Raw genomic sequence first — 23,953 nt, 5'->3', positions numbered from 1 at the left:
AGTGATACAGAAATAAAATATATTTCAGTAAATAGTACCTATATCTAAGTAGTAGTAACCTGTTATTTCAAAATAAATAGTAGCTTTAGTATAGCATAGTATGTAAGTAATGTTAGGTTGAGATTAGGTGAGAAATAATTTACTTTCTATATAAAGTATACGTATTCTTTTTAAAACGCAAAAAAAGAAGGTCAATAATATATCGACCTTCTCCTTTATTTGATTTAGCGAAGTCATACGTTTTTATTGATTTTCTTTCGTTACTAATTTCAATGGAGCTGGAATAGATTTTTCAACTGTTTTACCTTGTAGAACATCGCGAGCAGCATCGACTGCCATTTGTCCAATCAGTTCAGGTTGTTGAGCGACTGTAGCTGTCAATTTGCCATCTTTAATCGAATTGAGCGCATCTTCATTACCATCGAATCCGATCACAGGAATATCTTTGCCTGAGCTTTGAATCGCTTCAATCGCACCTAGTGCCATTTCATCATTATGAGCAAATACAGCTTGTACATCTGGGTTACCTTGAAGTAGATTTTCCATAACGGTTAGACCTTTAGTACGGTCAAAATCTGCTGCTTGACTAGCGACTACATCCAATTCTTTATCTGCAATATCGTGGAACCCTTTACCCCGTTCACGAGTAGCCGATGCACCCGGTACGCCTTGTAATTCGATCACTTTAGCATCTTTACCTAGTTCTTTGACAATGTATTCAGCTGCCATCTTACCACCTTTGACATTATCTGAAGCGACTAGAGCTTTGACATCTCCTTTGTCAGCTGAACGGTCCAAAGTCACAACCGGAATATCTAAAGTGTTGGCAGATTGAACAGCGGCTGAAATGGCTGCTGAATCAGTCGGGTTAATCAATAGTGCATCGACTCCCTGCTGAATCAAATCATCGACATCATTACTTTGTTTAGCTGAATCATTTTGCGCATCAACAATGATCACTTCAATATTGAGTTTTTTGGCTTCTTTGACTACACCGTCTTTAAGTGATACGAAAAATGGATTATTTAAAGTAGATACAGAGAGACCAATCTTAATCTCGCCTGCATTTGCTGATTTTTTTGATTTTGCCCATGCTGGAGGTTGAAGTGAACACCCTGCTAATAAAATAACAGTCATAACAATAGCAAGTAAAGGTATAACTTTTTTCATACTGGATTCCTCTTTTCCTTTTAAAATCAACGCATTATGCAGATTTTTTGCGATCAATCAATACTGCGATTACAATAACGATCCCTTTAACGACCATTTGATAGAACGAAGATACGCCCAACAAATTCAGACCATTATTCAACGTACCGATAATAAGAGCACCAATCAGTGTACCTACGATTCGTCCACGTCCACCGGAGAGGCTTGTACCTCCCAATACAACAGCTGCAATAGCATCCAGTTCATACGATGTACCTGCTGTCGGTTGTGCTGAATTTAGACGAGAAGTTAAGATTGCTCCTGCTAGAGCAGACAATGCACCAGCAAGTGAGTAGATCATAATTTTAACACGCGGTACTTTGATACCAGATACGATAGCGGCTTTTTCATTACCACCAATTGCATACGTTTTACGACCAAAAGGAGTTTTGTGAAGAATGACCCACAATACAATAAATGCAAGTGCCATCGTGATCGCTGGTACAGGAATTCCTAAGAAATATCCACGACCGAACAATTGAAATGCCATACTATCGCCAAGCCCTGTTATAGGATTACCATTAGTGTAGACAAGTGTTAATCCACGGAAGATGGTCATCGTAGCTAATGTTGCGATAAACGGAGCCATTTTACCTTTAGTGATCATCAATCCATTGACCATACCCATAACGCCACCTGCTGCACATCCGATAATAATGGCAAAAATCGGATCTACACCTGCTAACATCAGATTCGCTACAAATGCACTGGATAAAGCAAGAATCGAACCTACCGATAGATCAATACCACCTGTTAAAATAACAAAGGTCATACCGAAAGCTATCAGCGCATTAATCGCTACCTGACGCAACAGATTCAAAATATTAAGCGGTTCCAAAAAGTCTGGATTCAATACCGATACAATAATCACTAGAATAATAAATCCAAGTAATGGACCTAATTTCTGCGTTACATTTGATAATTTGAAATTTTTATCTGGTTTTTCTTTCGTTATTGTTGTCATATTACTGTCCTCCTGTAGCTAACGTCATAATATTTTCCTGTGTAGCTTCTTGACTGGATAGTTCGCCACTTATCTTGCCTTCGTGTACGACTACAATGCGATCACTCATCCCTAATACTTCTGGCAATTCAGAGGACACCATAATAATGGCTACACCACGATCGGTAAGTTCATTCATCAATTGATAAATCTCACGCTTCGCTCCTACATCGACTCCGCGGGTAGGTTCATCCAAGATCAATACACTAGGTCCAATACCAATCCATTTCGCGATAACAACTTTTTGCTGATTACCACCGGAAAGGCTACGTGCAGGCGTTTCTGCGGATTGGGTTTTGACCTGTAACCGTTTGATTAATGTATCTACAAATTCAGCTTCTTTTTTAGTTGAAATAAATCCTTTGGAAGAGAAACTAAATAAGTTAGGTAGCGCCATATTTTCACGAATCGAAAAGTCGAGCACTAACCCTTCGTCTTTACGATCTTCAGTAATAAAGCCAATGCCATGTTTCACTGCATCATCCGGTCTACGAATATTGACTTTTTTACCACGTATCCAGATTTCTCCGCTATCTAGTGTGTCCAGTCCGAATAAGGTACGCATAATTTCTGTACGTCCTGAACCCATTAGTCCAGAAAAACCTACAATTTCGCCAGCTCGTACCGAAAAGCTTACATTCTGGAACTGCCCTTTTTTACTAGCATCTTTCACTTCCAAAATCACTTCGCCAGGTTGTGGTGTACGTGCAGGATAACGCTCAGTCAGCTCACGTCCAACCATTTTTTTGACCACTTCATCAAAATGAGTATGCGGGATTTCTTTGGTATCGACTGTTTTACCATCACGCATAATCGTAATTCGATCACAAATCGCAAATATTTCTTCCATTCTGTGCGAAATGTATACGATTGATACGCCTTCTTTTTTGAGCGCTATAATCACTTCAAATAACTTCTGAATTTCACGCTCCGTTAGAGCCGCAGTCGGTTCATCCATTACGATCACTTTTGCATCTGTCATTAACGCTTTGGCAATCTCAATCATCTGTTGTTGTCCAACTGAACAATCTCCTGCTTCGCCTTGTAACGGCAAATCCACTGCTAATTTACGTAATTGTTCTTTTGCTAGCGTTCTCATTTGTTTGGTGTTCAGTAAACCCCACTTAGACGTTAGCTCTTTACCGATAAATAAATTCTCAAGCACCGTCATATCACGCCAGATATTAAGCTCTTGATGGATAAAAGCGATCCCTTTTTGTTCAGCGACTTTTGGATTATCAAAATACGTTTCTTGACCATCTATAATAATCGTTCCTTGATCACGCTCATGCAGACCAATCAAAATGTTCATTAATGTTGATTTGCCAGCTCCATTTTCACCCATCAGTGCATGAACTTCGCCTGCGCGGAGATCAAAATCGACTCCGCTCAAGACTTGGTTTGTACCGAAGGATTTGTAAATACCATTCATTTGAATCTGCATATACAATGCCTCCTTTAAATCTGCTGTGCTATTTCTACTTTATGAAGAAGTTATACTGTTAACGCGCTGCCGTTCCAAAATGTACACCTGCATGCAAAATACAATTGGCATACGGTCTAGACTCACCCGTACGGATAATCACTTTAGCCTGTTGACTGTAGCGCTTAAACTCTTCATGACTGCATTTTAACAATGGGATATGATCAAACTTTTCTTGCATATACAAAAATGTATCTTGATTCTGCGCTACCATTTCTTCAGCAATGGTGATCTGTTCAATTGCCATATCTTCTGAGATAACATGAACCACATCACGAAAACTGGGTACTCCATAAGTCAATGCCAGATCAATCTTAGGTACTCCATCAGGTACAGGCAATCCTACATCTGCAATCACGATATAATCCGTATGACCAAGATCAGCCAACACTTTCGAAATATGACTGTTCAAAATTCCATTCTTTTTCATTACAATTGTTCCTCAACTTCCTGACGTGTTGGCATTCCACCTTGTGCGCCAAACTTGGTAACGGAAAGAGAAGCGGCTCGATTACCAAAACGTAATGCATCTTGTAAAGACTGCCCTTCTGCTAGAGCCACTCCAAAAGCTGCATTAAAGGTATCGCCTGCGCCAGTGGTATCTATAGCTTCTACTTTATAAGTAGGTACAACTACTTCTTGCTGTCCATCATAATAACGAACCCCATTACTACCTTCGGTTACGAATAAGCGATTAGGATGTTGACGTAATGCTTCTTCTAACGTCTGTCCTTCAAAAACAACAGCTGCTTCATGTTCATTAGGAGTGATGTAAGACAAGTTCTTAATCACAGTGTCATTCACAGGGCGTGCTGGTGCAGGATTTAATAACAAAGGAACATTAGCATCCGCACAAATTTGACTAACATAGGTTACTGTTTCTTCTGGAATTTCTTGCTGAATCATAACGATATCTGAAGCTTGAATCACTTCAATCGCTTGAGCCACATAATCTGGAGTGACATGATCATTTGCCGCTTTCACTACAATAATGCTGTTATCTCCATCGGCTAAAATAATATGTGCTGTTCCACTTTCGATATCTGTAACCGGTTCCACATAGTCTACATTGACATTGTTATCTTTGAAATTTTGTAAAATGGTTGCTCCCAAATGATCATCGCCTACTCGGCCGATCATTGTAACTTCTGCTCCTAAACGTGCAGCAGCGACAGCTTGATTAGCACCTTTACCGCCCGGAACGGTTTTGAAGCTTTCTCCAAGAACCGTTTCCCCCGCAACTGGACGTTTGTATGAAGTTACTACCAAGTCCATAGAACAACTACCGATTACACAGATTTTAGCTTTAGAAGAAGCTTGTTGAGATTGAGTCATAATACAATTCCACCTTTCTATTTCTACTTGATCAGATTAAAGTTTACGAGTTGTTTCCCGTTCTATAAATTGCACTGGCATTTGAATGATTCGTTGTTCTCCTGCTGTACCTTCAATCAATTGAATTAATAAGTCAGCTGCCGCTCTGCCCATATCGTATGCCGGTTGGCGAATCGTAGACAATGCTGGCGATAATAGACTACTTAACGGAATATCATCAAATCCGATAATTTGTACATCTTGAGGTACTTTTTTACCTAAGCGATATGCTTCTTGAATGACAGCCGTAGCTACAATATCATTACTTGCAATCACTCCATCGGTATCAGGGTATTGCTCAAACAATTCTTTTGCCCAGCGATCTGCATCTGTAAATGAAAAAGATGATGTCTGTGTTGTATGATAATGGATACCCATATCTTGCAACACTTCTATCGCTCCTTGAAAACGGTCTTGAGCAGGACGAATATGAATCGGCCCTTGCATCACTGTAATCTGCTGACTTCCACGCTGGATCATTTGCTGGGCTGCAAGTCGACCACCTTCTCGGCCATCTGCATAAACAGCAGGACGATCACTCGATATCCGATCTAGAAAAACAACAGGAATTTTGAGTGAACGATAAGAAGCTGTTCCTGGATCATTAGTAGATGAGATCACACCGACTACATTATTTTGTACAAAAGTCTGTATGTAATCTTGTTCTTTGGTTTGACTTTCATCACTATTGCCAAAGATTAAGCGGAATCCACTTTCCTGCATCCGATCCTCTACTCCGCGAGCTAACTGTGGAAAATAAGGATTCGTAATATCAGGTAGCAATAGACCAATTAATCTGGATTTGCGTTTATATAAAGAACGTGCCACTTCATTAGGTGTGTAGTTCAATTGTTGAACAGATTCTTCTACTTTGCGCCGTGTATCTTCATGTACATAGCCTGTCTCATTAATAACACGTGAGACGGTCGCAACAGAAACACCTGCATGGCGTGCTACATCTTTTATCGTTGTCATTTTCTTTTCACCTCGATGTGTAACCGGTTACAGATATAAATTATCATATCCTTTTACATTTGACAACTATTATTTTAGATTTTAATTTATTTGATGAAGGTGGATAGTTATGATTTTCTTTTTTTCGTTCTTTGTGTAGAGTTATGTATAAGTGTGTATAATCTGTACAGTAAGAAAGCAAACTTATCTTTTTCTGTTATGAATTTTTCATATATTGAATTTTTGTTTATTATAGATATTTAGTTAAATGATTATTTAAATTAGATTGTTCCACCTGCAAAATAGATAGTCATTCAGTAGACTTATTAAACGTTTAAATAAACCCTATTCGTTGAGCAACGATTCGATTGATTGAATATTCCATGCACAAAAAAGATAACAAAAAAGCTATCCTCTTATCATGTCATAAGAAGATAGCTGAGTACTTATTTAGTATAACTACAAGATGGAAAATCTTTATTTTAACCGTTGATGTACAGATTCACAGTTTAGCTTTTCGAGTAAAATTTATAAGTTTACGTTTGTCCAACCCATTCTGGCTCTGCAATTTCTTCCCAACGACTACGTATCGCTTCAAAATGTTCTTTAGGTAATGCGCCTTCTTTAAGCAAAGCAGCATTTTCTGTCCAGCGACTTGGCTTCGTTGTTCCGACAATTGCTGTATCTATACCTTCAATACTCAACGTAAAACGTAAAGCACGTTCTATACTTTTTTGAACTTCCTCATCTTGCAAAAATCCATAATTAAGATCACGTAAACGATTCCAATAGACAAAAGGATATTCTTGTGGGCCTACAGTTTCAAGAGTCCATGCTGCATTTGCTATCGGACGCTTCGCTACAATACCCATACCATGCTTACGCGCTTCTGGAATCGTAAGTGCAATCGCTTCTTGATCTGCAATATTAACAGATGTTTCTAGACTATCAAAAAGACCTGTATTAATCGCATATAGTGCATTCGTATGATCACCGCTGTAACCCATATAACGTGTTTTGCCTGCTTGTTTGGCACGTTGTAAGACTTCGATCACTTCACCACGGCGTAGCACTTCTTCAGAGCAACTATGTAAATGAATGACATCGACATAATCGGTTTTGAGCCGTTTGAGACTGCGATCTATACTTTGCTCCAACATCACAGGGTCCCAATCAGGAGCATCGAAATCTGCGGCATGTCCGCATTTAGTAAACAAATAATAGTCATCTCGACGATGAGCTAATGTATTACCTATCAATTCTTCACTTTGCCCGTAGCATTCTGCGGTATCAATCACATTCAAGCCTGCATCGAGTGCACTATTGAGCAATTGTTTAACATCACTTTCACTAACTCCGCTTCCTATTTCAGAACCACCAAATCCGAGCACACTAACTTCCATATCCGTTTTACCATATTTACGTTTTTCCATTACTGTAACCTCCTTGGTCATATCGATTCGCTAATTTATTACCCTTCAGCTGTAAGCGTAATCACTCACTTGGAAAATAATGTACTTTGGTTATTCTAGTTCCAACTCAAGATCATCATCTTCTAGTCGTTCTGGATTGATCCAACTCATTTGCTGAAGGTTCAATATTTCTTTAAATTGATCCACCAAATCATGCATAAATTCCAATTGTTCTTCATGTTCTTGCGTCATTATTGTTTTTAATTGTTGAATTTGTTCTGCACTTACTTCAAACAGACTGAATTGTTCCACGTTGCACTCTTTAAAAAGGTTATTGATCTGCTCTTGATAGATATCACTATTATGTAATTCATCTAGCAATTGTTGACGAACCCCTTCAAAATCAGGGTTTGTATATAACAATTCCACTGGATCTTCTTCTGGATAACGATCTAATGCTAATTGATATAACGCCATATCTTCCATTTCATAATTGTAATCAAACTTAGCTTGCGATTTGCCTTTAAATACAATCTCATAACTCCACCCATGATCTTCTGCGTTATCAAAATGTAATACAGGTATCGTATTCGAAATATCATAAATAGATTCGGGAATCCTTTTATAAATCCCTGTATCTTTCATAAAAAACAGTGTCCATTCGTCATTCAGGTGACCTATAAATAAAGGATTAACATCCTGCAATAGATCGCTATGTTTGCGTTGAATTAAATGTCCAATCGTAAATTCGCTCATTAGATCACTCCTTTTTATACCTCAATATTTTAGGAAAGCTGTAACATTGCTTTAATCATCGCCAGATATTCACGTAGCATATTCTGCGGTAGCAAATACCTTAGAGATGGACTTGCTATGCCGTGCACGTTGTATCCAAGCGTAGAAGCAATCATTTCAGCACGATAAAGATGATAATTGCTTGTAACAATTATAATGGAAGCATTATTTACACCTTTCGATTGCAAAATATCTTTAGAAAATGTTAAGTTTTCAAACGTGCTGGTCGAACGATTTTCTTGAATAATACGAGTCTGATCGATTCCTTGATTGACTAGATACCGACTCATTGCTTCTGCTTCCGGAATGTCTTCACCTGGACCTTGACCACCTGATACAATAACAGGAATATCAGGATGCTGTTTGAGATATACGATGCCTGTATCTACTCGTTGTTGTAAGATGATCGAAAGCTCAGAACCTCTAAGCCCGGAACCCAGAATAATCATATAATCTATATCTTTGACTTGAGTATCATTGATCTTAAAGCCAGATATAATCATAGATTCAATGATACTAAACGAAAGTATAAACACAAACATTCCTGTAACGATTAATCTTTTGAATAGATCATGCCGGAATATTATTTTTAACCTTTTAAACATGATTTGCTCCTTATAAAAGCTTAGCTGCTTTTTAAAATGATTATGTAAAACCTTTTTATAATTGCTAAATAGCTACTCCAAAAGCAATTAAAATAATGATTCCTGTCACCCAATACATATATGCCAATGTTTTTCTTTGATCTTGAAAAACAAATATTCCGGTAGAAATCATCATTAATCCGAGAAATAAATATGTATAGCCAGTATACTGTTTGGTGACAAATTCCCAAATACAAAGACCAATAACTATTACAACGAAAACCATACTAATAATCCTAAAAGTTAATTTATTTCGTAACATGTTCCCCCTCCTTTATCTTTTAAAATTATAACATCATTAACCGATGCTTGTGAAATTCATTACTTTGCACGCTATCCATCCGATTCCACATAGCAAAGACTCTATTGCTAATCGATCAACAATAGAGTCTTTTTTATATAGTACTTATTTTATAAAGCACATGTATCGCGTTTACAAAAATAATCATTAACCTTCATGATTCATCTGATGAACCACACGTAACAATTCTTTCCCTGTACCCAATTTGTATCCTTGCAAACTATAGCGAACCCGATTTTGTTGATCTACAACAATCACCACAGGTAGCTGGTCTCCATTTAAGGAAGGAAGCAGCTCAGACCATTGTGACAGTGATTGATGATGTGGATCTATCTCTATATGGGATTGTGCAGGTAAAGGATCAAGGGTTACGACTGCTTGCTCTGATGGATCTGCGATCAATAGGCAAATATCCCCTGTCCACGACTCAAGTTCTACTCTAAGTTCCGCTAATTCACGTAACAAATGTTTGGTAGGTTCACGTTCAGGTTCAAGCCATGCCAAAATGCTACCTGATGTTACATCTACTGCTGTATTCTTTGTTTGTACGTTATGCAATTGATGTTGTAGATTTTCTGGTAATTTTTCTAGCAGAATGGGTATCGGTTGCTGTTCTGTACGGAATACTAATTCTACAGCTACTTCTTGTTCAGGTTCTACTGTGAAATAAACAAATGTGCCTAACACACTTCCATCTTCCAGACGCGTACCTGTTGTCAAACGGTACTCTCCTGCTAAAACTGTATACGGCTGATCATACACATCTTTTTCACCATAAGGAATATCTAATGTACGATAATGACCTTTTTCCAAAATAGCGACTGTAAAATTATGCTGGTATTCTGCAACCACTTCTGAAGAATCTACTGTACGTGTGAATATGATATTGCCTGTATTGGAAGCAGATGAGGTAAGCGTATCGGTCTCTTCTGAGATAGACTGATCTTTTGACCATTGTACCGAATGCCATACTCCTTGTACTTGATATTGAGGCATTGCGTTCAAAGGTTCCAAACGTGCAAAGATTCCTAGACTACGTGCAGCCGCTACAAATACAATATCCCGGCTAACCGAGTCAGTCGTTCCTAACTGATGTGCTTTGGCAGGTGTAGCCATTCCTGTATAACGATCCACATCATCATTTATAATCAGTTCTTGTTCCAATACAGCGGCTAACTGCATTGGATCTGAGCGAAATTGATCTTGTTGCACTTTACTCCATTGCTTACTGAAATATGCTCGATAAGGAGTAAGCATTTCAAAATGTACCCGCGGACAAAGAACATAGGCATCCCAATCTTTCGCCATATCTTCTGTAGGTTGATTTAATAATAGTGCACCTTGTAAATGATCCTGCAATACGGCTCTACATGTATCGGTTAAGTCTTTCAGACGTAAACTTTCTAATAAACGCAAACCTAACTCTCGTTCAGATGCTGAACATTCATTGATAAAAGTAGCTATTTCCTGTCCGTTTCCTTTAGCCGTTTGCAGTATATGCCCTACCCGATCTACAGGTAATTGCCATGCTTCAGCATCATGTTGAGCTTGCTCCTGATCTACAAAAGTCTGTTCAAACGCAGTACGAATAGCTGTCCCTGCTTTGATTCTTTGTGTATGTTGTTCAATGATTGGCTCGTCTAGCTTGATGCCACTATCAATAGCAGGAGCAACAGGAGGAGTCATTTTCCATTCTTCGGTGAATAAAGCTTTATTCTTTTCAGTAGTCAGACTTGATGTGTAGGCAGATTGGGTCTGGTACTTCAATACTACTTTGAACTCTGAGGAATGACGAGTATCGATAAATGCAGTTCCCCATGATGAAGATGTGCGCGCATGAATTAGCAGGTCGCCATAACCTGTAGTTAATGAAGCTCGTCCATGATCATCGGTCATTAACGAAGTTAGCGGATAAAATTCAGCCGAATTATACAATTGAAACTGAACTTCGGCTACAACAGGTTCACCTGCTTCATTTACTGTATTCACATGAATTGATTTCACTGAAGCATAATGATCTAACAGATTGATCTCGGTATACCATGGATGTGTAGTGGTTACTTCTTCAGGGCCATTATAATCCGCAAATACGCGCGTATGCACTAACATTGCCCGCTTAGCGGGTAAGCGAAACCATCCTTCATCCAATATCGGCTCAGGTTCACATGCACCCAGAAAGTACCACTTCCCATCTGCCCATGCTTCGACCCATGCATGATTAGAATCACAATGTGCCCAGCGAGGCGTATAACACTGACGTGCAGGAATCCCGACACTGCGTAGAGCAGTTACAGTCAAAGTCGATTGTTCTCCGCAACGCCCGAGCGCAGTCCTCATTATCGTTAATGGAGAAACAGTGCGTATATCTGTGCCTATATATGTGGCTCGTTCATGACACCAATAATTCGTTTCCAATATAGCGTTAGTCATGGATAAATGTTGGACTCGATCGGCTAACTCTTTATAAATAACAGACCGACTCTGATCAATATTCTCATTATTGACTCGATACGGGAGGACATAATTCACAAAAATATCAGCTGGAATATGCGAACCCCACGGCATTTCCGCTTGAACCTGTAATACCTGCCGAATATGTTGTAGGAAAAAAGCACCGTCGTAATCAGCTAGATCATGTAGTGGCATATACGCATACAAAAATTGAAGCAACTGTTCTTCTTGCTCTGACAGAGGTTGGTCAAACACATCAAATAATGATTCTGCTCGTCCTTGTGCTTGCTCTTTTTTCCATGCTAACTTTTCTTTAATAAGATCCAGATTCAATCCATAAGCTGTACGTGTGGTCATGAATATCCCTCCTGATGATCTATACTGTTGATCGTCGATAGCTTGGCGACTGTTTGTTGATAAGAGTATGCTAGCGTCTCACAATGATTATGCTTCTTCCCATACCCATCCATCTTGACGGATACATAGCCTAATCTGCTGATCAGGTACAATGATAGATATTTGGAACATACTACTTGTTATTTCCAATTGAAGTTGTTCCATATGGGCAATACTTTGTATATCCACAGGTAACATCGCATATATTATTTCCAGTTGATCGCAATATCGGTCATACTCACTTGCATACTGACGCTGACGATAATATAGCTGACGCAGTAACCATTTGTATTGTTCTATGTTTGTTATATACAAAGGCTGTTGAGAATCTTCTGTTGTCTGATCATCAACAAAAATGACATATCCCCACAGCTCAGGATAATGCATATTCACAATGCCCATTGGACTCCACACCCAGTTATCTTCTGGAAAAGAATTACCTGTTGCTGGATCCATTCTTTTTACATACTGGTTATCTACAATATCTACTTGCCATTGTACACGAGAAAAATTCACACGCCAGTTCTCACCCGCTATCGGCGCACGCTTATGTAGCGAACATTCTTTCAAAATCGACCAGGGCATTGCAATCTCAACACTCCATTTACGATTATTCGCTTGTGGATTATTCAACTCTCCATCAATATAGACAGCTGTTCGTAATCCGCTGATATCCCAGCCATTAATTGCAGGTCCCTGATCTCGATACGGCTTGGATAATAATAAATCCCAAACTGTATTCAGAGCATTGATCTCAAACTCATAATAATGATGAGTATCTCCATCAGCATCTATAAAAACTTCAAAATCATTATCATAAAAAATAACAGAATCTCGCTCTGTCTGATTGGCCCATATTTCATTATCTTCTAATTCAGCACCAATATAGAAATACTCATCATCCCAGAGCATTTTGACACGGGTCTGCTTGGTAGGTAAAGGTTTCAAATCACCTTCGATATCTACAAACTCATCTGTCCAATTCGCTTTTTTCCAAAAGGGCTGATCTAATCTTCCACTCCAATCACTTTGTCCTTCTGCCCGTTTACACTCATACTGTTTGGGTTGATACGTGATATTCGGTTCAGGAACAGCAGATAGCTTGTGCATGATGTCATCTCCTTCTTTTGTTAGCAATTCTTACATTTATTCTAAAGGAGATATAGACATGCGTAAATATGGCATATATACACTCCAATATATGTCGTATTTGTCTTTCAAATGAATAGATATAGTTAAAATAGGATAATTCTACTCTAAAATAGTCAATAATACTGACAATAAAAAGCAAAAAAGCTCCTATGTAATTCAAGAGCTTTTCGTGTTTCTATGCTTATGATTGATTTTATTTATTTTCCAACGATATTCATATTCCAAAACTCAGCTACAGGCACAGCTTTTTTGCTACTCTGATCAGTAGATCCTTCTTGTGTCCACAGTGGCGGGTAAAAATGAATAGCACGATCAGGTGAAAGTGCAGAAATGTCATCTTGCCAGCCATTCCAACGCATCGTTTCATAAAACTGACTCAAACGTCCGGACGCTAACCAGATCACAAACTCAGAATAAGATAACTCGGTATCTTCCCATTCTAATGTATCCGGCGCAAAATAATAGATCGAAGCCTGTTCACCTAGTCCTCCACCATTCAAAGCAAAAAATCCACCTACGACATCATAAGCAACAATCAGTGCTTTAGTAAGAGGTTGGGTAATAATAGACGCTCCAGATTCTGGTTGCGATTGTCCATTCCATGATAACAAATCTCCATAAATATGTTCATTACCCGATCCCAACAACTTGATCCAACCCTGATCAAATAAAATCCCACCTGTTTCGTAGGCGATACAACCTAGATATGATTTAGTAGTTATTTGCATTTGTAACAAAGTCGTTTGCGCTTGCAGATCTTTTTTAGGCAAGATCGTGTACGGTGTTTCCCCTTGATTCAAAACATCCTGAATTTCCTGCCAAGCATGTTCGTTTATATCTACCAGTTGTTCGATCGACTTCATAGTCATAGTGAGCATCCTCTCTTTTCAAATCAAACTTCATGACATCATAAAATACACTAAGTAATTACACTTAGTGTATTAGGAATAATCTTTAATAACAAGTTCTTTAAAGGTTAAAATAGATAGTGTACCGTCTACTATAATATGATGTACTATCTTTTTATTTATATATATTTATTAGCTAAGCTTTGCTCATATGTAGCAATAATTTGTAACGCGCAACTACGCAATTCATTCATGTAATTCAACTCATTATTGATTTTAGAATAATCACTCAGATCGTACTTCTCCAAAAAGCGATATTTAGGAAACCATTCGAAAAAACTTTTAGACAACCACTTTTTCATTGTATAGCGATTTTCTGCATCTTGTATACGCTGTTGAATTGTTCCAGACCAACATGTTGGTTCTATGTAAGAAATATATGTACTAAGATCTGCATTAAATATTTCATTTGGGGCATACTTTTTAAATTCATCTGCAAATTCTTCATGTAGTTCAGTAATGTAATAGATAGATTCATCTTGATCGATTAAATTTTTATAATGTGCATGGATATGATCTAATTTTGCTATTAATTCTTTCAATCTAACACTCCTTTCATATATGATGTTTCGGATAAATGATAAAACACACTAAGCCATTTTACTCAGTGTGTTATCATTTCTTTCATCAAAATCCAAACACAGACATTCCACCATCTACCATAATCGTCTGACCCGTAATATATCCAGCGGCTTCAGAAGCTAAAAAGACAACTGGGCCTACGACTTCTTCCAAATTACCTACACGTTTCATCGGCGTTCGATCTAGAATATCTTGCATATATTGTTCATCAGCTAGAATAGTTTCTGTCAGTGGCGTACGGAAATACCATGGGCCGACTCCGTTAACTTGAATACCGTATTGTGCCCATTCCATCGCTAGAATTTTGGTCATATGAATTAACCCTGCTTTGGTTGCGCCATAGACTACTCCTGTTCGCAAAGCGGTGTGTCCACCAACCGAAGCAATATTGATAATTTTACCGCCACCGTGTTCCTTCATTAAATGTGCTGCCATTTGCGAAGCAATTAAGGCTGAATGTAAATTAGTATCTACAATGGTATGCCACTCGCTATCGGTTACATCTAATGCTTTGGAGCGAATATTCATTCCTGCATTATTGACCAGAATATCCGGTGCGCCAAATGCCAATTCAAAACGATCAAATGCAGATTGCATTTGTTCACGATCTGTTACATTGGCTGGAATACAGATAGCTTTGCGACTACTATGTTTTTCGATCAACTGCTTGGTCACTTCTAGATCTGAACCTGTTCTAGCAATCAACCCTACATCTGCTCCTGCTTGAGCAAGCCCAATCGCCAATGCTTGGCCAATCCCTTTGCCGGCTCCAGTGACAATCGCTTTTTTATCTGATAATGAAAATGATGGTAAATACATAATCTGTCTTCCTCTCTATGCTATGATTAGGGATCATGTGGTTTATTCTGCTTTGTAAGTATCAAAATACTGACTGGGATTACCGTATTCTGGATGAACGACTTCTCGATACTGCTCTTTGGTATATTCTCCAATCACCTGACGCCAGAACAACTGTGCAGGACGATTGGTTTGTACTTGTGTAACTTTCCATTTGCCGATATAACGAGCGAATAATTGATGAGCTGCCCATTTACCTATTCCTGTACGCCTGTATTTTTTCAAAATAAAAAATTCAGTCATATAGTAATCACCTTCAGAAGAATCTTTCAATCGATCGACTAAAGCAAAGCCTGCAATATAAGAATCAGCATAAATCAAAAATGGAAACTTCTTCCCCGGTTGACTCCAATACTGATTTAACCCTGGGTATTCTGGAAATCGACCTTTATCATCCAGATCAATACTCAAATAATATGTAAAATCATAAAGATACAATTGCATCATTTCTCGGATCACACGTCTGCGACTGCGTGGCACTTGTTCAAGCTTTAATCTCATGATGAACCTCCGTCATTGAAGTCAGGTCTTTGGTATCCAAATGCACTTTTTCTTATCTTTTTACTATATACTTTTCACGTCAAAAGAAGCAAATCATTTCCAATTGAAGAAACCTATGATTCTCTTTGATTTATGCTACAATCGGGGTAGAGGTGAGTATCAACATGAGTATCCAAAAAATAGCAGATCGAGCGAAATTAGATCAAAAATTGCCTTCTATGCCGTGGTTTGTAGAGCAATTTATAAATTATAAATTACCAGATCTTTCTCCGTCTACATTGTTAGAGTACATACGCGATTATGAATCTTTTTTCGGTTGGATGATTGTTGAAGGGTTATCGACAGCTACCCATTATACACAAATACAATTACTCGAATTGGAAACGTTACGGATGGAAGATATTACGAATTATCGTCTTCATTTAACGACTCGAACAGAAGGTACCAATACAAGAGTAACTGTATCACGCAAATTATCGTCTCTTCGCTCATTATTTCATTATTTAAGCCAGATTGCTGAAGATGATAATTTTTATCCTTTGCTCAAACGTAATATTATGGCAAAAGTCGAAGTCAAACGAATGCACAAACCCAAAGATACAGCTGCCAAATTAAAAGGTAAAATTTTAGAAGAAGATGAATTACTGGAATTTGTCGGTTATATTCTGGAAGGTTATCGTGAAGATATTGCTACGAATAAGCAAGCATTATACTCTTACGAACTGAATCGTGAACGTGATGCCTGTATTACCAGCCTCATTTTGAATTCAGGCTTACGGGTATCTGAAGTGGTTAATCTCAATTTGGTTGATCTGGATCTCAATCAGAAGTTAATGTATGTATCTCGTAAAGGTAATAATGATGAGACATTCAAAACACCCATTTATTTCCGTGAACAAGCCAAAGACGAGATCAAAACTTATCTAGAATTACGCGAAACACGCTATCGTACGCCGAAAAAAGAAACAGCCTTATTTGTTGCTCGTCCGAATGGACAATCTTCTGGTAAGCGCATGACTAAAAGAGCTATTCAAGCCATGATTATGAAGTATGCCAAAAGTTTTGGTAAACCGTATCTGACTGTACACAAATTACGTCATTCGTTTGCGACAGATTACTATTTACAAAATGATATTTATAAAACCAAAGAGCAGCTCGGACATGCTTCTACGGAAACAACAGAAATCTATGCTCATCTTACCGATAAAACGATGTCTGAAGCGATTGAGAAACGAACGGATCTATAATATTCGTACTTTTACTGTTCCATTTCACAATATCTGAGGAGGCATATTAACCATGTTACGATGAAATGCCGTACGAACAGGCTTAAAAGTGGACAGAACCGCCCAATTCGCTTCTATCCGTATCAATGCAGAAGGTGATGCTTTAGAAAAGATAATCACCCCGTAGCATGATCGGCTAAATGCTGACTATTCACAAGACGTACATGTATTGTTATCTTTTGTCTGCAACTGAATAGGTGATTGTTTGATTATCGTTTGTTCTCGGTTAATAAATAACAGATGTAACAATATAATTATTAAGGAGGACATATAATGGATTCCCCTGATAAACATGTGATTACAAGCCGAGAAGAGCGTGAACGTATCGGTCGTCAGACCAATGCAGGTTTTGCTCGTGTTGAAAATGCCGATGCGAAAGAAGATGAAAGTCATATTCTGCTACAACCAGCAGCTCCCGAGTTAACAGAAGAAGAAATCAAAAAACGTGTAGGTGCTGGCAATTTTGAGTCTGCTAAAGATGATGGTCAACACAACTCGATTAATAGTTGATTATTTTCAGTATACTTAACAATTTCATGTATATGAAATACAACAAAATAGTATATTTTCAATACCTTTATAAAAATATGCTGTAAAAACACCCTAACTCATTGTCATATGAATTAGGGTGTTTTTTATGCAATGGGTTCATTCTATATTAGAGAACGCATAAGGATGATTACATTACTTTTTAGCTATTGGTCTGTATATGTTGTATAACTTGTTCTGCTGTCTTTTTAGCATGTGCGATACAATCTGGGATCCCTACTCCATCGTATCCCCCTCCAGATAACCATACACCCGGCATCTGCTGTGCCAGTTGCCTGCGAAGTAAATCCATTTGTTGACGATGATCTAATGGATACTGTGGCATAGATTGAATACAACGACTGATTTCGATCAGTTGTGGTTGGGCTTCGATACCGAGCAATTCTTGCAAATCTTGACGGGCAGCGGTGACCAACTGCTCATCGGTCATATCTACCCATTCTTCTGCTCCAGCACGACCGATATAGACACGCAACAAGACCTGATCTGTAGGCGCAGTATGATTCCATTTGATTGATGAGATTGTACATGCTGTAATCATTTTTCCTTCTTTACGTGGTACTAGAAATCCAGAACTTCGTAATGATTCTTTGAGCACATCATGAGGGAAAGCTAAAGCTATATTCGCAACAGAGACATAATGAATATGTTGTAAGTGCTCTGTATTAGGGACATGTGTAAATATATGAGCCGCCGCATATGCAGGTATGGTAGAGATGACTTGATCGGCTTCAATCTCTTCTCCATTATCTAGTATAAGATTATACTGTTGATGATATTTTTGCACAGAACGAACACTTTTTCCTAACCTGAAATGAACAGATTCCAGATTCTTTTCTAACTGCTCGATGAGGTAAGATAATCCACCTTTATAAGAAAGAAACATACTTTTAGGAATAGATGGTGATTGATTGGTTGTAGCAGATGAAGGTTTTGGCGATTCTGATACAGTCGTTGACACTTTTCTTTTTTTTCCACCAATCATTCCTTTAATAAGGCTGCCATGTTGCTGTTCCATCTGCTGAAATTGTGGAAATGTTGCTGTAAGACTGAGTGACCTTGTATCGCCTGCATAGATGCCCGCTAGTAAAGGTTCAGTAATCTGTTCCAGCACTTCTTTGCCCAAGCGCCGTTCAATAAAGTTACCTAGTGATTCATCGTGCTCTCCTTGTCGTGCTGGAATCACTAGATCAAATAAGGCTCTCACTTTACCAAGCGGAGAAATAAGTCCTGTTTTGATAAAAGGGGTAATCTGTGTCGGTATCCCTAATACAAATCCCATTGGCATCGGGTGTAACTTACCTTTATGAAGAATACGGGTAATCCCTGCTTCGGGATTGGTAGCCACAAGTTGATCTTCTATATTCAATAACTTTGTTAATTCTAAAATGGCTGATTTGCGAGCTAAAAAAGCATCCGGTCCTTTTTCAATAGTAAATCCATTCCGTTTGACCGTCTGTAACTTGCCACCTAACCGATTTTCTTTTTCAATCAATGTAATCTCGACAGGAAGTTGTTGTTCATTTGCAATTTTTTTCACATAGTAAGCCGTACTTAAACCACTAATGCCGCCGCCTAAGATAACGATCTTTTTTGTTTTTGTAGTCATCGTATGTGCTCTCCTCTTTAGTTCTGTGGAATATATGAGCAATAAGGATCGCTTTCTAGATAATCGCCTGTCACTGCGAAAGCTCTTGCTCTTGAGCCACCACATCTTTGTTTGTATTCACAGACTCCGCATTTGCCTTTAAGTAATGATTTATTACGCAGATTTTGCATAATCGGTGAGTATTGGTAAATATCAGCCAAAGATTGCTCTTTTATATTTCCGCATGAAAGAGGTAAAAATCCGCTAGGATAGACTTCGCCTGTATGACTAATAAATACAAATCCATCTCCATCATTAACCCCTTTTGGAGCACGACCTAATGTATCTGATTTTTTGAAAGGAAGTTGCTGTTGTGAAGATAATGTAGCTTCTGCTTGTGCCAAAACATTTTGCTGAATCACTACTCTACGATAATGTGGCGCTTCGGTTGCTTTAACTCCAAAAGGCATATGTTGTTGCATATGATATAACCACTTCATTACTTCTTCATGCTCATCCGGTGTAATCATATCTTTTTGCATACCACGACCTGTAGGAATAAGAAAAAACAAGCTCCACAAAACAGCTTTCATCTGGCGCACTTGCTCTGCAATCTGTGGAAGATCATGCAGATTATATCGAGAAACTGTCGTATTGATCTGAATCGGAATATGATATTCTTGCAAATATTGAATACCTTTCATTGTACGATCATATGAACCTGGTGTACCGCGAAAGTGATCATGAATCTGGGCATTCGAACCGTCCAAGCTAAATGCCCATCGTGACAACCCTATTTCTTTGGCTCGAGCGACAGCATGGCGAGTCACTTTAGGCGTAGCACTAGGTGTCATCGAGACAGGCAGTTTCTTTTCTTCAATCGCATATTGAGCTAATTCATACAGATCAGGACGCATCAATGGATCGCCACCGGTAAATACAAATAGAGGATGATTCATCTCAGCAATCTGGTCAATTAACTGCTTACCTTCTGCAAAAGTCAATTGATTAGGATCAGGGTGATATTGAGCTTCAGCTCTGCAATGAAGACATTTGAGTGCACAAGCACGTGTTACTTCCCAGATCACGATAAATGGATATTGATCATAATTCGCTGTATTCATGCTAGGTAGCATTTGAAGCTCTCCTTTTAGGAATAAAGAATAGTGATCGAAATATAAAGAACGACTGCAAAACATATCTCTATTATTCCTACATGTTTAGATTTTAAGTTGAAATGAGGCAATATAATCGATCTTAATAACAATAGCGCAAAGCTAATTATCAACCCTATATTCATCCAACTGACCAACCCACAGATGACGATATGATAAAAGATAGAACCGATATAATAATGGACATTTCCTCGTTCTCTGAGCATCGTTTTGACATATAATGCTGTTCCAACAAAATAAAGCACAGCAATCAAAAATAGAGTCGTTGCTAGTTGCCAATCGGTCGTTCTACCTATGTACATCACAGGATAGATAAACGAACAAAACATGACGATAGCGATAATATCATTGATCAACGCCCGTTCATTGCGTGTACGAGCATAATACATATTAAGCACAAAACATATTCCTAAAAAAATACCGTACCCGATAAGATCAGGTTGATATATTAATAATAGACTGAGTACAGGTATAGATAATCCTGCATATACCAGAGCAGGTTGACGGTATTTGTAGGCTTTACCCGTTTTGATCCATTGCAATAGAGGGAAGCTTAATAAATACAATAGCAACCAGCTGATAAATAACAAAATATGAAGCGAATGTCCTCCAAAAGCAACTAATCCGAATAAAAAAGGAAGAATAAGCATAACCCATGCACCGTGCTGATTAGGAATATAACGATTCACTTCCCAACCTCCTTTTCTTACTTAACCACCGATATAAGACATACTTATTTTAGGTCTGGATATAGCAGTCTGAGCTGTACGCTCATCGGAATATCGATCTTTACGCTGTGCCCATGTCTGCACAATAGCTTGTAATAATGTATGATCATCTGCTCCATGACGTAACAAATCACGAAGATCTAATCCTTGAGAAGCAAATAAACAATTATAAAATGTACCGTCTGACGATAATCGTCCGCGCGTGCAAGAAGAGCAAAAAGATTCAGATACCGAAGTAATAAATCCAACCTGTGCATCGCTTTCAGCATAACGGTAATATTTCGCTACTTCGCCAAAACGAGTGGGTTCAATAGGTTCTAACTGAAAAGATTGTTGTAACTTTTGCAAAATGTTTTGCTTGGTCACTACCTTTTGGAAACTCCAACTATTATCATTGCCCACATCCATAAATTCGATAAACCGTAATGTGATTCCACAATTTTTGAAATATTGAGCCATCGGTATAATCTCAGCATCATTCACATTTTTTTGGACAACCATATTTATTTTGATTTTAAAGCCTATTTGCTGAGCATAATGAATTTGTTTAAATATATGATCTGTCGGAATTCCTCTACCGTTCATTTGTCCAAATAATTTAGGATCAAGTGCATCCAGACTAATGTTCAATCGTCTTAATCCAGCATCGTATAAAGATTGGGCTTGCTTCCCTAGCAATGTACCATTGGTCGTTAATCCCAGATCTTTGATCTCAGGGATTTGCTTAATAGCAGCCACGAGTACAGGAAGATCATTTCTTAGCAAAGGTTCTCCACCAGTCAGACGAATCTTAGACACTCCTTGAGAAGCGAATAAAGATACCAATCGCATGATTTCTTCAAAAGACAACAATTCATCTTTGGGCATAAAAGCACAATCTGTTCCAAAAATTTCTTTGGGCATACAATAAGAACAGCGAAAATTACAACGATCTGTAACGGATATACGCAAATCTTGAATAGGTCGTCGATATTGGTCTGTTAATAGATAACTTTGCATAACCATCTTCCTTCCACTATACCGGTGTACTAGCCTAACATGACTTTATACTTTATCTGTATTTTTCAAAAATTGTTCATTCGTCAAGTCACTAAATGTAGCAACATAACGTACATCTTCGCCTGTCTCATCTTTAACAGCACTAATATTTAGCCATTGTAAATATTCTTCTCCATTTTTACGCTTATTCCAGATCGTGCCTTGCCAGCTACCTTGTGCTTTAATCTTTTGCCACATTTGATGATAGAACTCTTTGGATTGTCGTCCTGATTTGAGAATACTTGGCTGGTGATGAATCACTTCATCTTTGGTATAACCCGTCAATGCTGTAAATGCAGGATTAACGGTCTGAATCTGACCCTCTACATCGGTTACCATAATCCCTTGCCCTGTGGAATCGAACACTTCAGAGGACATCGCCAATCGACCCTGATAATGTAACCAGACGGCAAGTACCAGACTAACTAATGCCACTTGAGATAATAACATAAATCCGATAGAATACTGCCCGGTCATTGAATGAATAGCTGCTAACATCAAAGGCGGGAAAAATCCACCCAGACCACCCATCATAGAGACAATACCGTTAGCAATACCTGCTTGTTTATTAAAGTAGAACGGCACTAATTTGAAAATAACGCCATTACCGATACCAGCCGATAGTGCAATCGCCAGACAACCGATCGTATACATATGAATTGATGGTGAAAAAGCGAGGATAATTGCTGCTACGGTATAAATCCCAAACGTCATCATTAACAATAATAATGGTTTAAATTTATCTCCTAACCATCCTCCAATAGGACGGAAAAAAGTAGCAACTGCGATAAAACCTGCTGTTCGCATCCCAGCATCTACTTTGGTGAGATCAAAATTTGTTACTAAAAAGTTAGGTAAATAAACGGTAAAAGCTACAAATGAACCAAATGTTATAAAGTAGAATAAGGAGAAAAACCACAGTTTCTCATTTTTATAAATACCTTTAATCTGTTCTATAATAGGTGTTTTCACTTTTGGTTCATGACGATCTCCAAGAAAAGCATTAAGTAAAATAAAAATTAACAATAGAATTAAGTATAATTTTACGGTTAAAGACCAGCCGACTTGAGTCGCAATAATCGGAGCAGAAAAGGTTGTAATCGCTGTCCCCAGATTGCCTATGCCGTAGATACCGTTGACAAATCCATGCTTTTCTTTGGGATAATATTTAGGTAAAGAAGTCACCCCTACCGAGAATACAGCGCCCCCGATGCCTAAAAATAATCCTCCAATAATCAAATCTGTAAATGTAGAAGCTGCACTGATATAGTACACAGGAAATAATAATAAAACAAAACTAACTCCAAAAATCACTCTCGCTCCAAAAATATTAGCGTAATACCCCAGTGGAATCCGTAACACAGAACCAAGTACTACAGGTAAAGCTGTCACAATAGCAAGTTTGCTTGTAGGAATCTGGATGTCTTCTCTAATAAAAGGCATCAACGAAGAAATAATCACCCACACCATAAAACCAACAATCAGATTTAAAGTTTGTAATGGTAACTGCACTTTTTTAATCATCTCATTCACCCTTCGAACATGTTATCAATCTATGATAGATAG

The 23,953-nt window shown here is 38.2% G+C and carries 23 protein-coding genes; 2 read left to right on the top strand and 21 right to left on the bottom strand.

From position 1 onward, the window contains the following. Window positions 1-243: 243 nt before the first annotated feature. The 16 genes from rbsB to PaeCFBP13512_RS05235 form a co-directional block, all read right to left on the bottom strand. Window positions 244-1,170, bottom strand: coding sequence for a ribose ABC transporter substrate-binding protein RbsB (gene rbsB, locus PaeCFBP13512_RS05310; protein ID WP_137221664.1), 927 nt, complete (start codon window positions 1,168-1,170; stop codon window positions 244-246). A 34-nt stretch (window positions 1,171-1,204) separates the two neighbouring features. After that, complete coding sequence (rbsC, locus tag PaeCFBP13512_RS05305; protein ID WP_069328115.1) at window positions 1,205-2,173, bottom strand: ribose ABC transporter permease RbsC; 969 nt, start codon at window positions 2,171-2,173, stop codon at window positions 1,205-1,207. 1 nt (window position 2,174) lies between these two features. Beyond that, a complete protein-coding gene (locus tag PaeCFBP13512_RS05300) occupies window positions 2,175-3,656 on the bottom strand; it encodes a sugar ABC transporter ATP-binding protein (RefSeq protein WP_137221662.1) in 1,482 nt (493 codons plus the stop codon). A 58-nt stretch (window positions 3,657-3,714) separates the two neighbouring features. Then, window positions 3,715-4,125: a D-ribose pyranase gene (rbsD, locus tag PaeCFBP13512_RS05295; protein ID WP_137221660.1), complete on the bottom strand. Its 411-nt coding sequence runs from the start codon at window positions 4,123-4,125 to the stop codon at window positions 3,715-3,717. Continuing rightward, complete coding sequence (gene rbsK / locus PaeCFBP13512_RS05290; protein WP_137221658.1) at window positions 4,125-5,030, bottom strand: ribokinase; 906 nt, start codon at window positions 5,028-5,030, stop codon at window positions 4,125-4,127. Before rbsK ends, rbsD begins: the two co-directional genes overlap by 1 nt. Window positions 5,031-5,066: 36 nt before the next feature. After that, complete coding sequence (locus PaeCFBP13512_RS05285) at window positions 5,067-6,044, bottom strand: LacI family DNA-binding transcriptional regulator (RefSeq protein ID WP_137221656.1); 978 nt, start codon at window positions 6,042-6,044, stop codon at window positions 5,067-5,069. A 515-nt stretch (window positions 6,045-6,559) separates the two neighbouring features. Next, on the bottom strand, window positions 6,560-7,456 hold the full coding sequence (locus PaeCFBP13512_RS05280) for an aldo/keto reductase (RefSeq protein ID WP_137221654.1): 897 nt from the start codon (window positions 7,454-7,456) through the stop codon (window positions 6,560-6,562). 90 nt (window positions 7,457-7,546) lie between these two features. Next, on the bottom strand, window positions 7,547-8,191 hold the full coding sequence (locus PaeCFBP13512_RS05275; protein WP_137221652.1) for a hypothetical protein: 645 nt from the start codon (window positions 8,189-8,191) through the stop codon (window positions 7,547-7,549). 29 nt (window positions 8,192-8,220) lie between these two features. Continuing rightward, window positions 8,221-8,733: a YdcF family protein gene (locus PaeCFBP13512_RS05270; protein ID WP_161594218.1), complete on the bottom strand. Its 513-nt coding sequence runs from the start codon at window positions 8,731-8,733 to the stop codon at window positions 8,221-8,223. A 166-nt stretch (window positions 8,734-8,899) separates the two neighbouring features. After that, window positions 8,900-9,136, bottom strand: a complete 237-nt coding sequence (locus tag PaeCFBP13512_RS05265) for a DUF3953 domain-containing protein (RefSeq protein ID WP_069328123.1) — start codon at window positions 9,134-9,136, stop codon at window positions 8,900-8,902. Between the two features lie 186 nt (window positions 9,137-9,322). Beyond that, window positions 9,323-11,983 (bottom strand): transglutaminase-like domain-containing protein, encoded by a 2,661-nt coding sequence (locus PaeCFBP13512_RS05260; protein WP_137221648.1) that lies wholly within the window; start codon window positions 11,981-11,983, stop codon window positions 9,323-9,325. An 87-nt stretch (window positions 11,984-12,070) separates the two neighbouring features. After that, on the bottom strand, window positions 12,071-13,132 hold the full coding sequence (locus PaeCFBP13512_RS05255; RefSeq protein ID WP_137221646.1) for a carbohydrate-binding family 9-like protein: 1,062 nt from the start codon (window positions 13,130-13,132) through the stop codon (window positions 12,071-12,073). A 239-nt stretch (window positions 13,133-13,371) separates the two neighbouring features. After that, on the bottom strand, window positions 13,372-14,043 hold the full coding sequence (locus tag PaeCFBP13512_RS05250) for a DUF2625 family protein (RefSeq protein WP_137221644.1): 672 nt from the start codon (window positions 14,041-14,043) through the stop codon (window positions 13,372-13,374). A gap of 158 nt (window positions 14,044-14,201) precedes the next feature. Beyond that, window positions 14,202-14,624: a YxiJ family protein gene (locus PaeCFBP13512_RS05245; protein ID WP_161594217.1), complete on the bottom strand. Its 423-nt coding sequence runs from the start codon at window positions 14,622-14,624 to the stop codon at window positions 14,202-14,204. Between the two features lie 85 nt (window positions 14,625-14,709). Then, complete coding sequence (locus PaeCFBP13512_RS05240; RefSeq protein WP_137221640.1) at window positions 14,710-15,483, bottom strand: SDR family NAD(P)-dependent oxidoreductase; 774 nt, start codon at window positions 15,481-15,483, stop codon at window positions 14,710-14,712. Window positions 15,484-15,525: 42 nt separating this feature from the next. Further along, window positions 15,526-16,023 (bottom strand): GNAT family N-acetyltransferase, encoded by a 498-nt coding sequence (locus PaeCFBP13512_RS05235; RefSeq protein WP_137221639.1) that lies wholly within the window; start codon window positions 16,021-16,023, stop codon window positions 15,526-15,528. Window positions 16,024-16,187: 164 nt separating this feature from the next. Here PaeCFBP13512_RS05235 and xerS point away from each other — a divergent pair, with 164 nt between their 5' ends. Next, window positions 16,188-17,270, top strand: coding sequence for a tyrosine recombinase XerS (xerS, locus tag PaeCFBP13512_RS05230; RefSeq protein ID WP_137221637.1), 1,083 nt, complete (start codon window positions 16,188-16,190; stop codon window positions 17,268-17,270). 312 nt (window positions 17,271-17,582) lie between these two features. Then, on the top strand, window positions 17,583-17,819 hold the full coding sequence (locus tag PaeCFBP13512_RS05225; protein ID WP_137221635.1) for a hypothetical protein: 237 nt from the start codon (window positions 17,583-17,585) through the stop codon (window positions 17,817-17,819). 181 nt (window positions 17,820-18,000) lie between these two features. On the opposite strand, the gene hemG is transcribed toward PaeCFBP13512_RS05225, so the two are convergent. Genes hemG through PaeCFBP13512_RS05200 form a run of 5 tightly spaced genes read right to left on the bottom strand, consistent with a single transcriptional unit; the run spans window position 18,001 to window position 23,911 of the window. Further along, window positions 18,001-19,467 carry a protoporphyrinogen oxidase gene (gene hemG / locus PaeCFBP13512_RS05220; RefSeq protein ID WP_137221633.1) on the bottom strand — a complete coding sequence of 489 codons (1,467 nt, stop codon included), beginning with the start codon at window positions 19,465-19,467 and terminating at the stop codon, window positions 18,001-18,003. A 17-nt stretch (window positions 19,468-19,484) separates the two neighbouring features. Then, window positions 19,485-20,582, bottom strand: a complete 1,098-nt coding sequence (locus PaeCFBP13512_RS05215) for a TIGR04053 family radical SAM/SPASM domain-containing protein (protein WP_137221631.1) — start codon at window positions 20,580-20,582, stop codon at window positions 19,485-19,487. A 14-nt stretch (window positions 20,583-20,596) separates the two neighbouring features. Further along, window positions 20,597-21,310 (bottom strand): YwiC-like family protein, encoded by a 714-nt coding sequence (locus PaeCFBP13512_RS05210; protein ID WP_137221629.1) that lies wholly within the window; start codon window positions 21,308-21,310, stop codon window positions 20,597-20,599. Between the two features lie 21 nt (window positions 21,311-21,331). Beyond that, window positions 21,332-22,348, bottom strand: a complete 1,017-nt coding sequence (moaA, locus tag PaeCFBP13512_RS05205; RefSeq protein ID WP_137221627.1) for a GTP 3',8-cyclase MoaA — start codon at window positions 22,346-22,348, stop codon at window positions 21,332-21,334. A 45-nt stretch (window positions 22,349-22,393) separates the two neighbouring features. Beyond that, complete coding sequence (locus tag PaeCFBP13512_RS05200; RefSeq protein ID WP_137221625.1) at window positions 22,394-23,911, bottom strand: nitrate/nitrite transporter; 1,518 nt, start codon at window positions 23,909-23,911, stop codon at window positions 22,394-22,396. Between the last annotated feature and the right edge of the window lie 42 nt (window positions 23,912-23,953).

The organism is Paenibacillus sp. CFBP13512, assembly GCF_005233705.1.
GTDB lineage: Bacteria > Bacillota > Bacilli > Paenibacillales > Paenibacillaceae > Saccharibacillus > Saccharibacillus nuruki.
Note: the sequence above shows the minus strand (reverse complement) of the source record. Positions and strands in the feature narration are given on the sequence as shown.

Excerpts from the sequence above, each read along its gene's own strand:
- rbsB (WP_137221664.1), bottom strand. The coding sequence starts at position 1,170 with ATGAAAAAAGTTATACCTTTACTTGCTATTGTTATGACTGTTATTTTA.
- rbsC (WP_069328115.1), bottom strand. The coding sequence starts at position 2,173 with ATGACAACAATAACGAAAGAAAAACCAGATAAAAATTTCAAATTATCA.
- PaeCFBP13512_RS05300 (WP_137221662.1), bottom strand. The coding sequence starts at position 3,656 with ATGCAGATTCAAATGAATGGTATTTACAAATCCTTCGGTACAAACCAA.
- rbsD (WP_137221660.1), bottom strand. The coding sequence starts at position 4,125 with ATGAAAAAGAATGGAATTTTGAACAGTCATATTTCGAAAGTGTTGGCT.
- rbsK (WP_137221658.1), bottom strand. The coding sequence starts at position 5,030 with ATGACTCAATCTCAACAAGCTTCTTCTAAAGCTAAAATCTGTGTAATC.
- PaeCFBP13512_RS05285 (WP_137221656.1), bottom strand. The coding sequence starts at position 6,044 with ATGACAACGATAAAAGATGTAGCACGCCATGCAGGTGTTTCTGTTGCG.
- PaeCFBP13512_RS05280 (WP_137221654.1), bottom strand. The coding sequence starts at position 7,456 with ATGGAAAAACGTAAATATGGTAAAACGGATATGGAAGTTAGTGTGCTC.
- PaeCFBP13512_RS05275 (WP_137221652.1), bottom strand. The coding sequence starts at position 8,191 with ATGAGCGAATTTACGATTGGACATTTAATTCAACGCAAACATAGCGAT.
- PaeCFBP13512_RS05270 (WP_161594218.1), bottom strand. The coding sequence starts at position 8,733 with ATGATTATATCTGGCTTTAAGATCAATGATACTCAAGTCAAAGATATA.
- PaeCFBP13512_RS05265 (WP_069328123.1), bottom strand. The coding sequence starts at position 9,136 with ATGTTACGAAATAAATTAACTTTTAGGATTATTAGTATGGTTTTCGTT.
- PaeCFBP13512_RS05260 (WP_137221648.1), bottom strand. The coding sequence starts at position 11,983 with ATGACCACACGTACAGCTTATGGATTGAATCTGGATCTTATTAAAGAA.
- PaeCFBP13512_RS05255 (WP_137221646.1), bottom strand. The coding sequence starts at position 13,132 with ATGCACAAGCTATCTGCTGTTCCTGAACCGAATATCACGTATCAACCC.
- PaeCFBP13512_RS05250 (WP_137221644.1), bottom strand. The coding sequence starts at position 14,043 with ATGACTATGAAGTCGATCGAACAACTGGTAGATATAAACGAACATGCT.
- PaeCFBP13512_RS05240 (WP_137221640.1), bottom strand. The coding sequence starts at position 15,483 with ATGTATTTACCATCATTTTCATTATCAGATAAAAAAGCGATTGTCACT.
- PaeCFBP13512_RS05235 (WP_137221639.1), bottom strand. The coding sequence starts at position 16,023 with ATGAGATTAAAGCTTGAACAAGTGCCACGCAGTCGCAGACGTGTGATC.
- xerS (WP_137221637.1), top strand. The coding sequence starts at position 16,188 with ATGAGTATCCAAAAAATAGCAGATCGAGCGAAATTAGATCAAAAATTG.
- PaeCFBP13512_RS05225 (WP_137221635.1), top strand. The coding sequence starts at position 17,583 with ATGGATTCCCCTGATAAACATGTGATTACAAGCCGAGAAGAGCGTGAA.
- hemG (WP_137221633.1), bottom strand. The coding sequence starts at position 19,467 with ATGACTACAAAAACAAAAAAGATCGTTATCTTAGGCGGCGGCATTAGT.
- PaeCFBP13512_RS05215 (WP_137221631.1), bottom strand. The coding sequence starts at position 20,582 with ATGCTACCTAGCATGAATACAGCGAATTATGATCAATATCCATTTATC.
- moaA (WP_137221627.1), bottom strand. The coding sequence starts at position 22,348 with ATGCAAAGTTATCTATTAACAGACCAATATCGACGACCTATTCAAGAT.
- PaeCFBP13512_RS05200 (WP_137221625.1), bottom strand. The coding sequence starts at position 23,911 with ATGATTAAAAAAGTGCAGTTACCATTACAAACTTTAAATCTGATTGTT.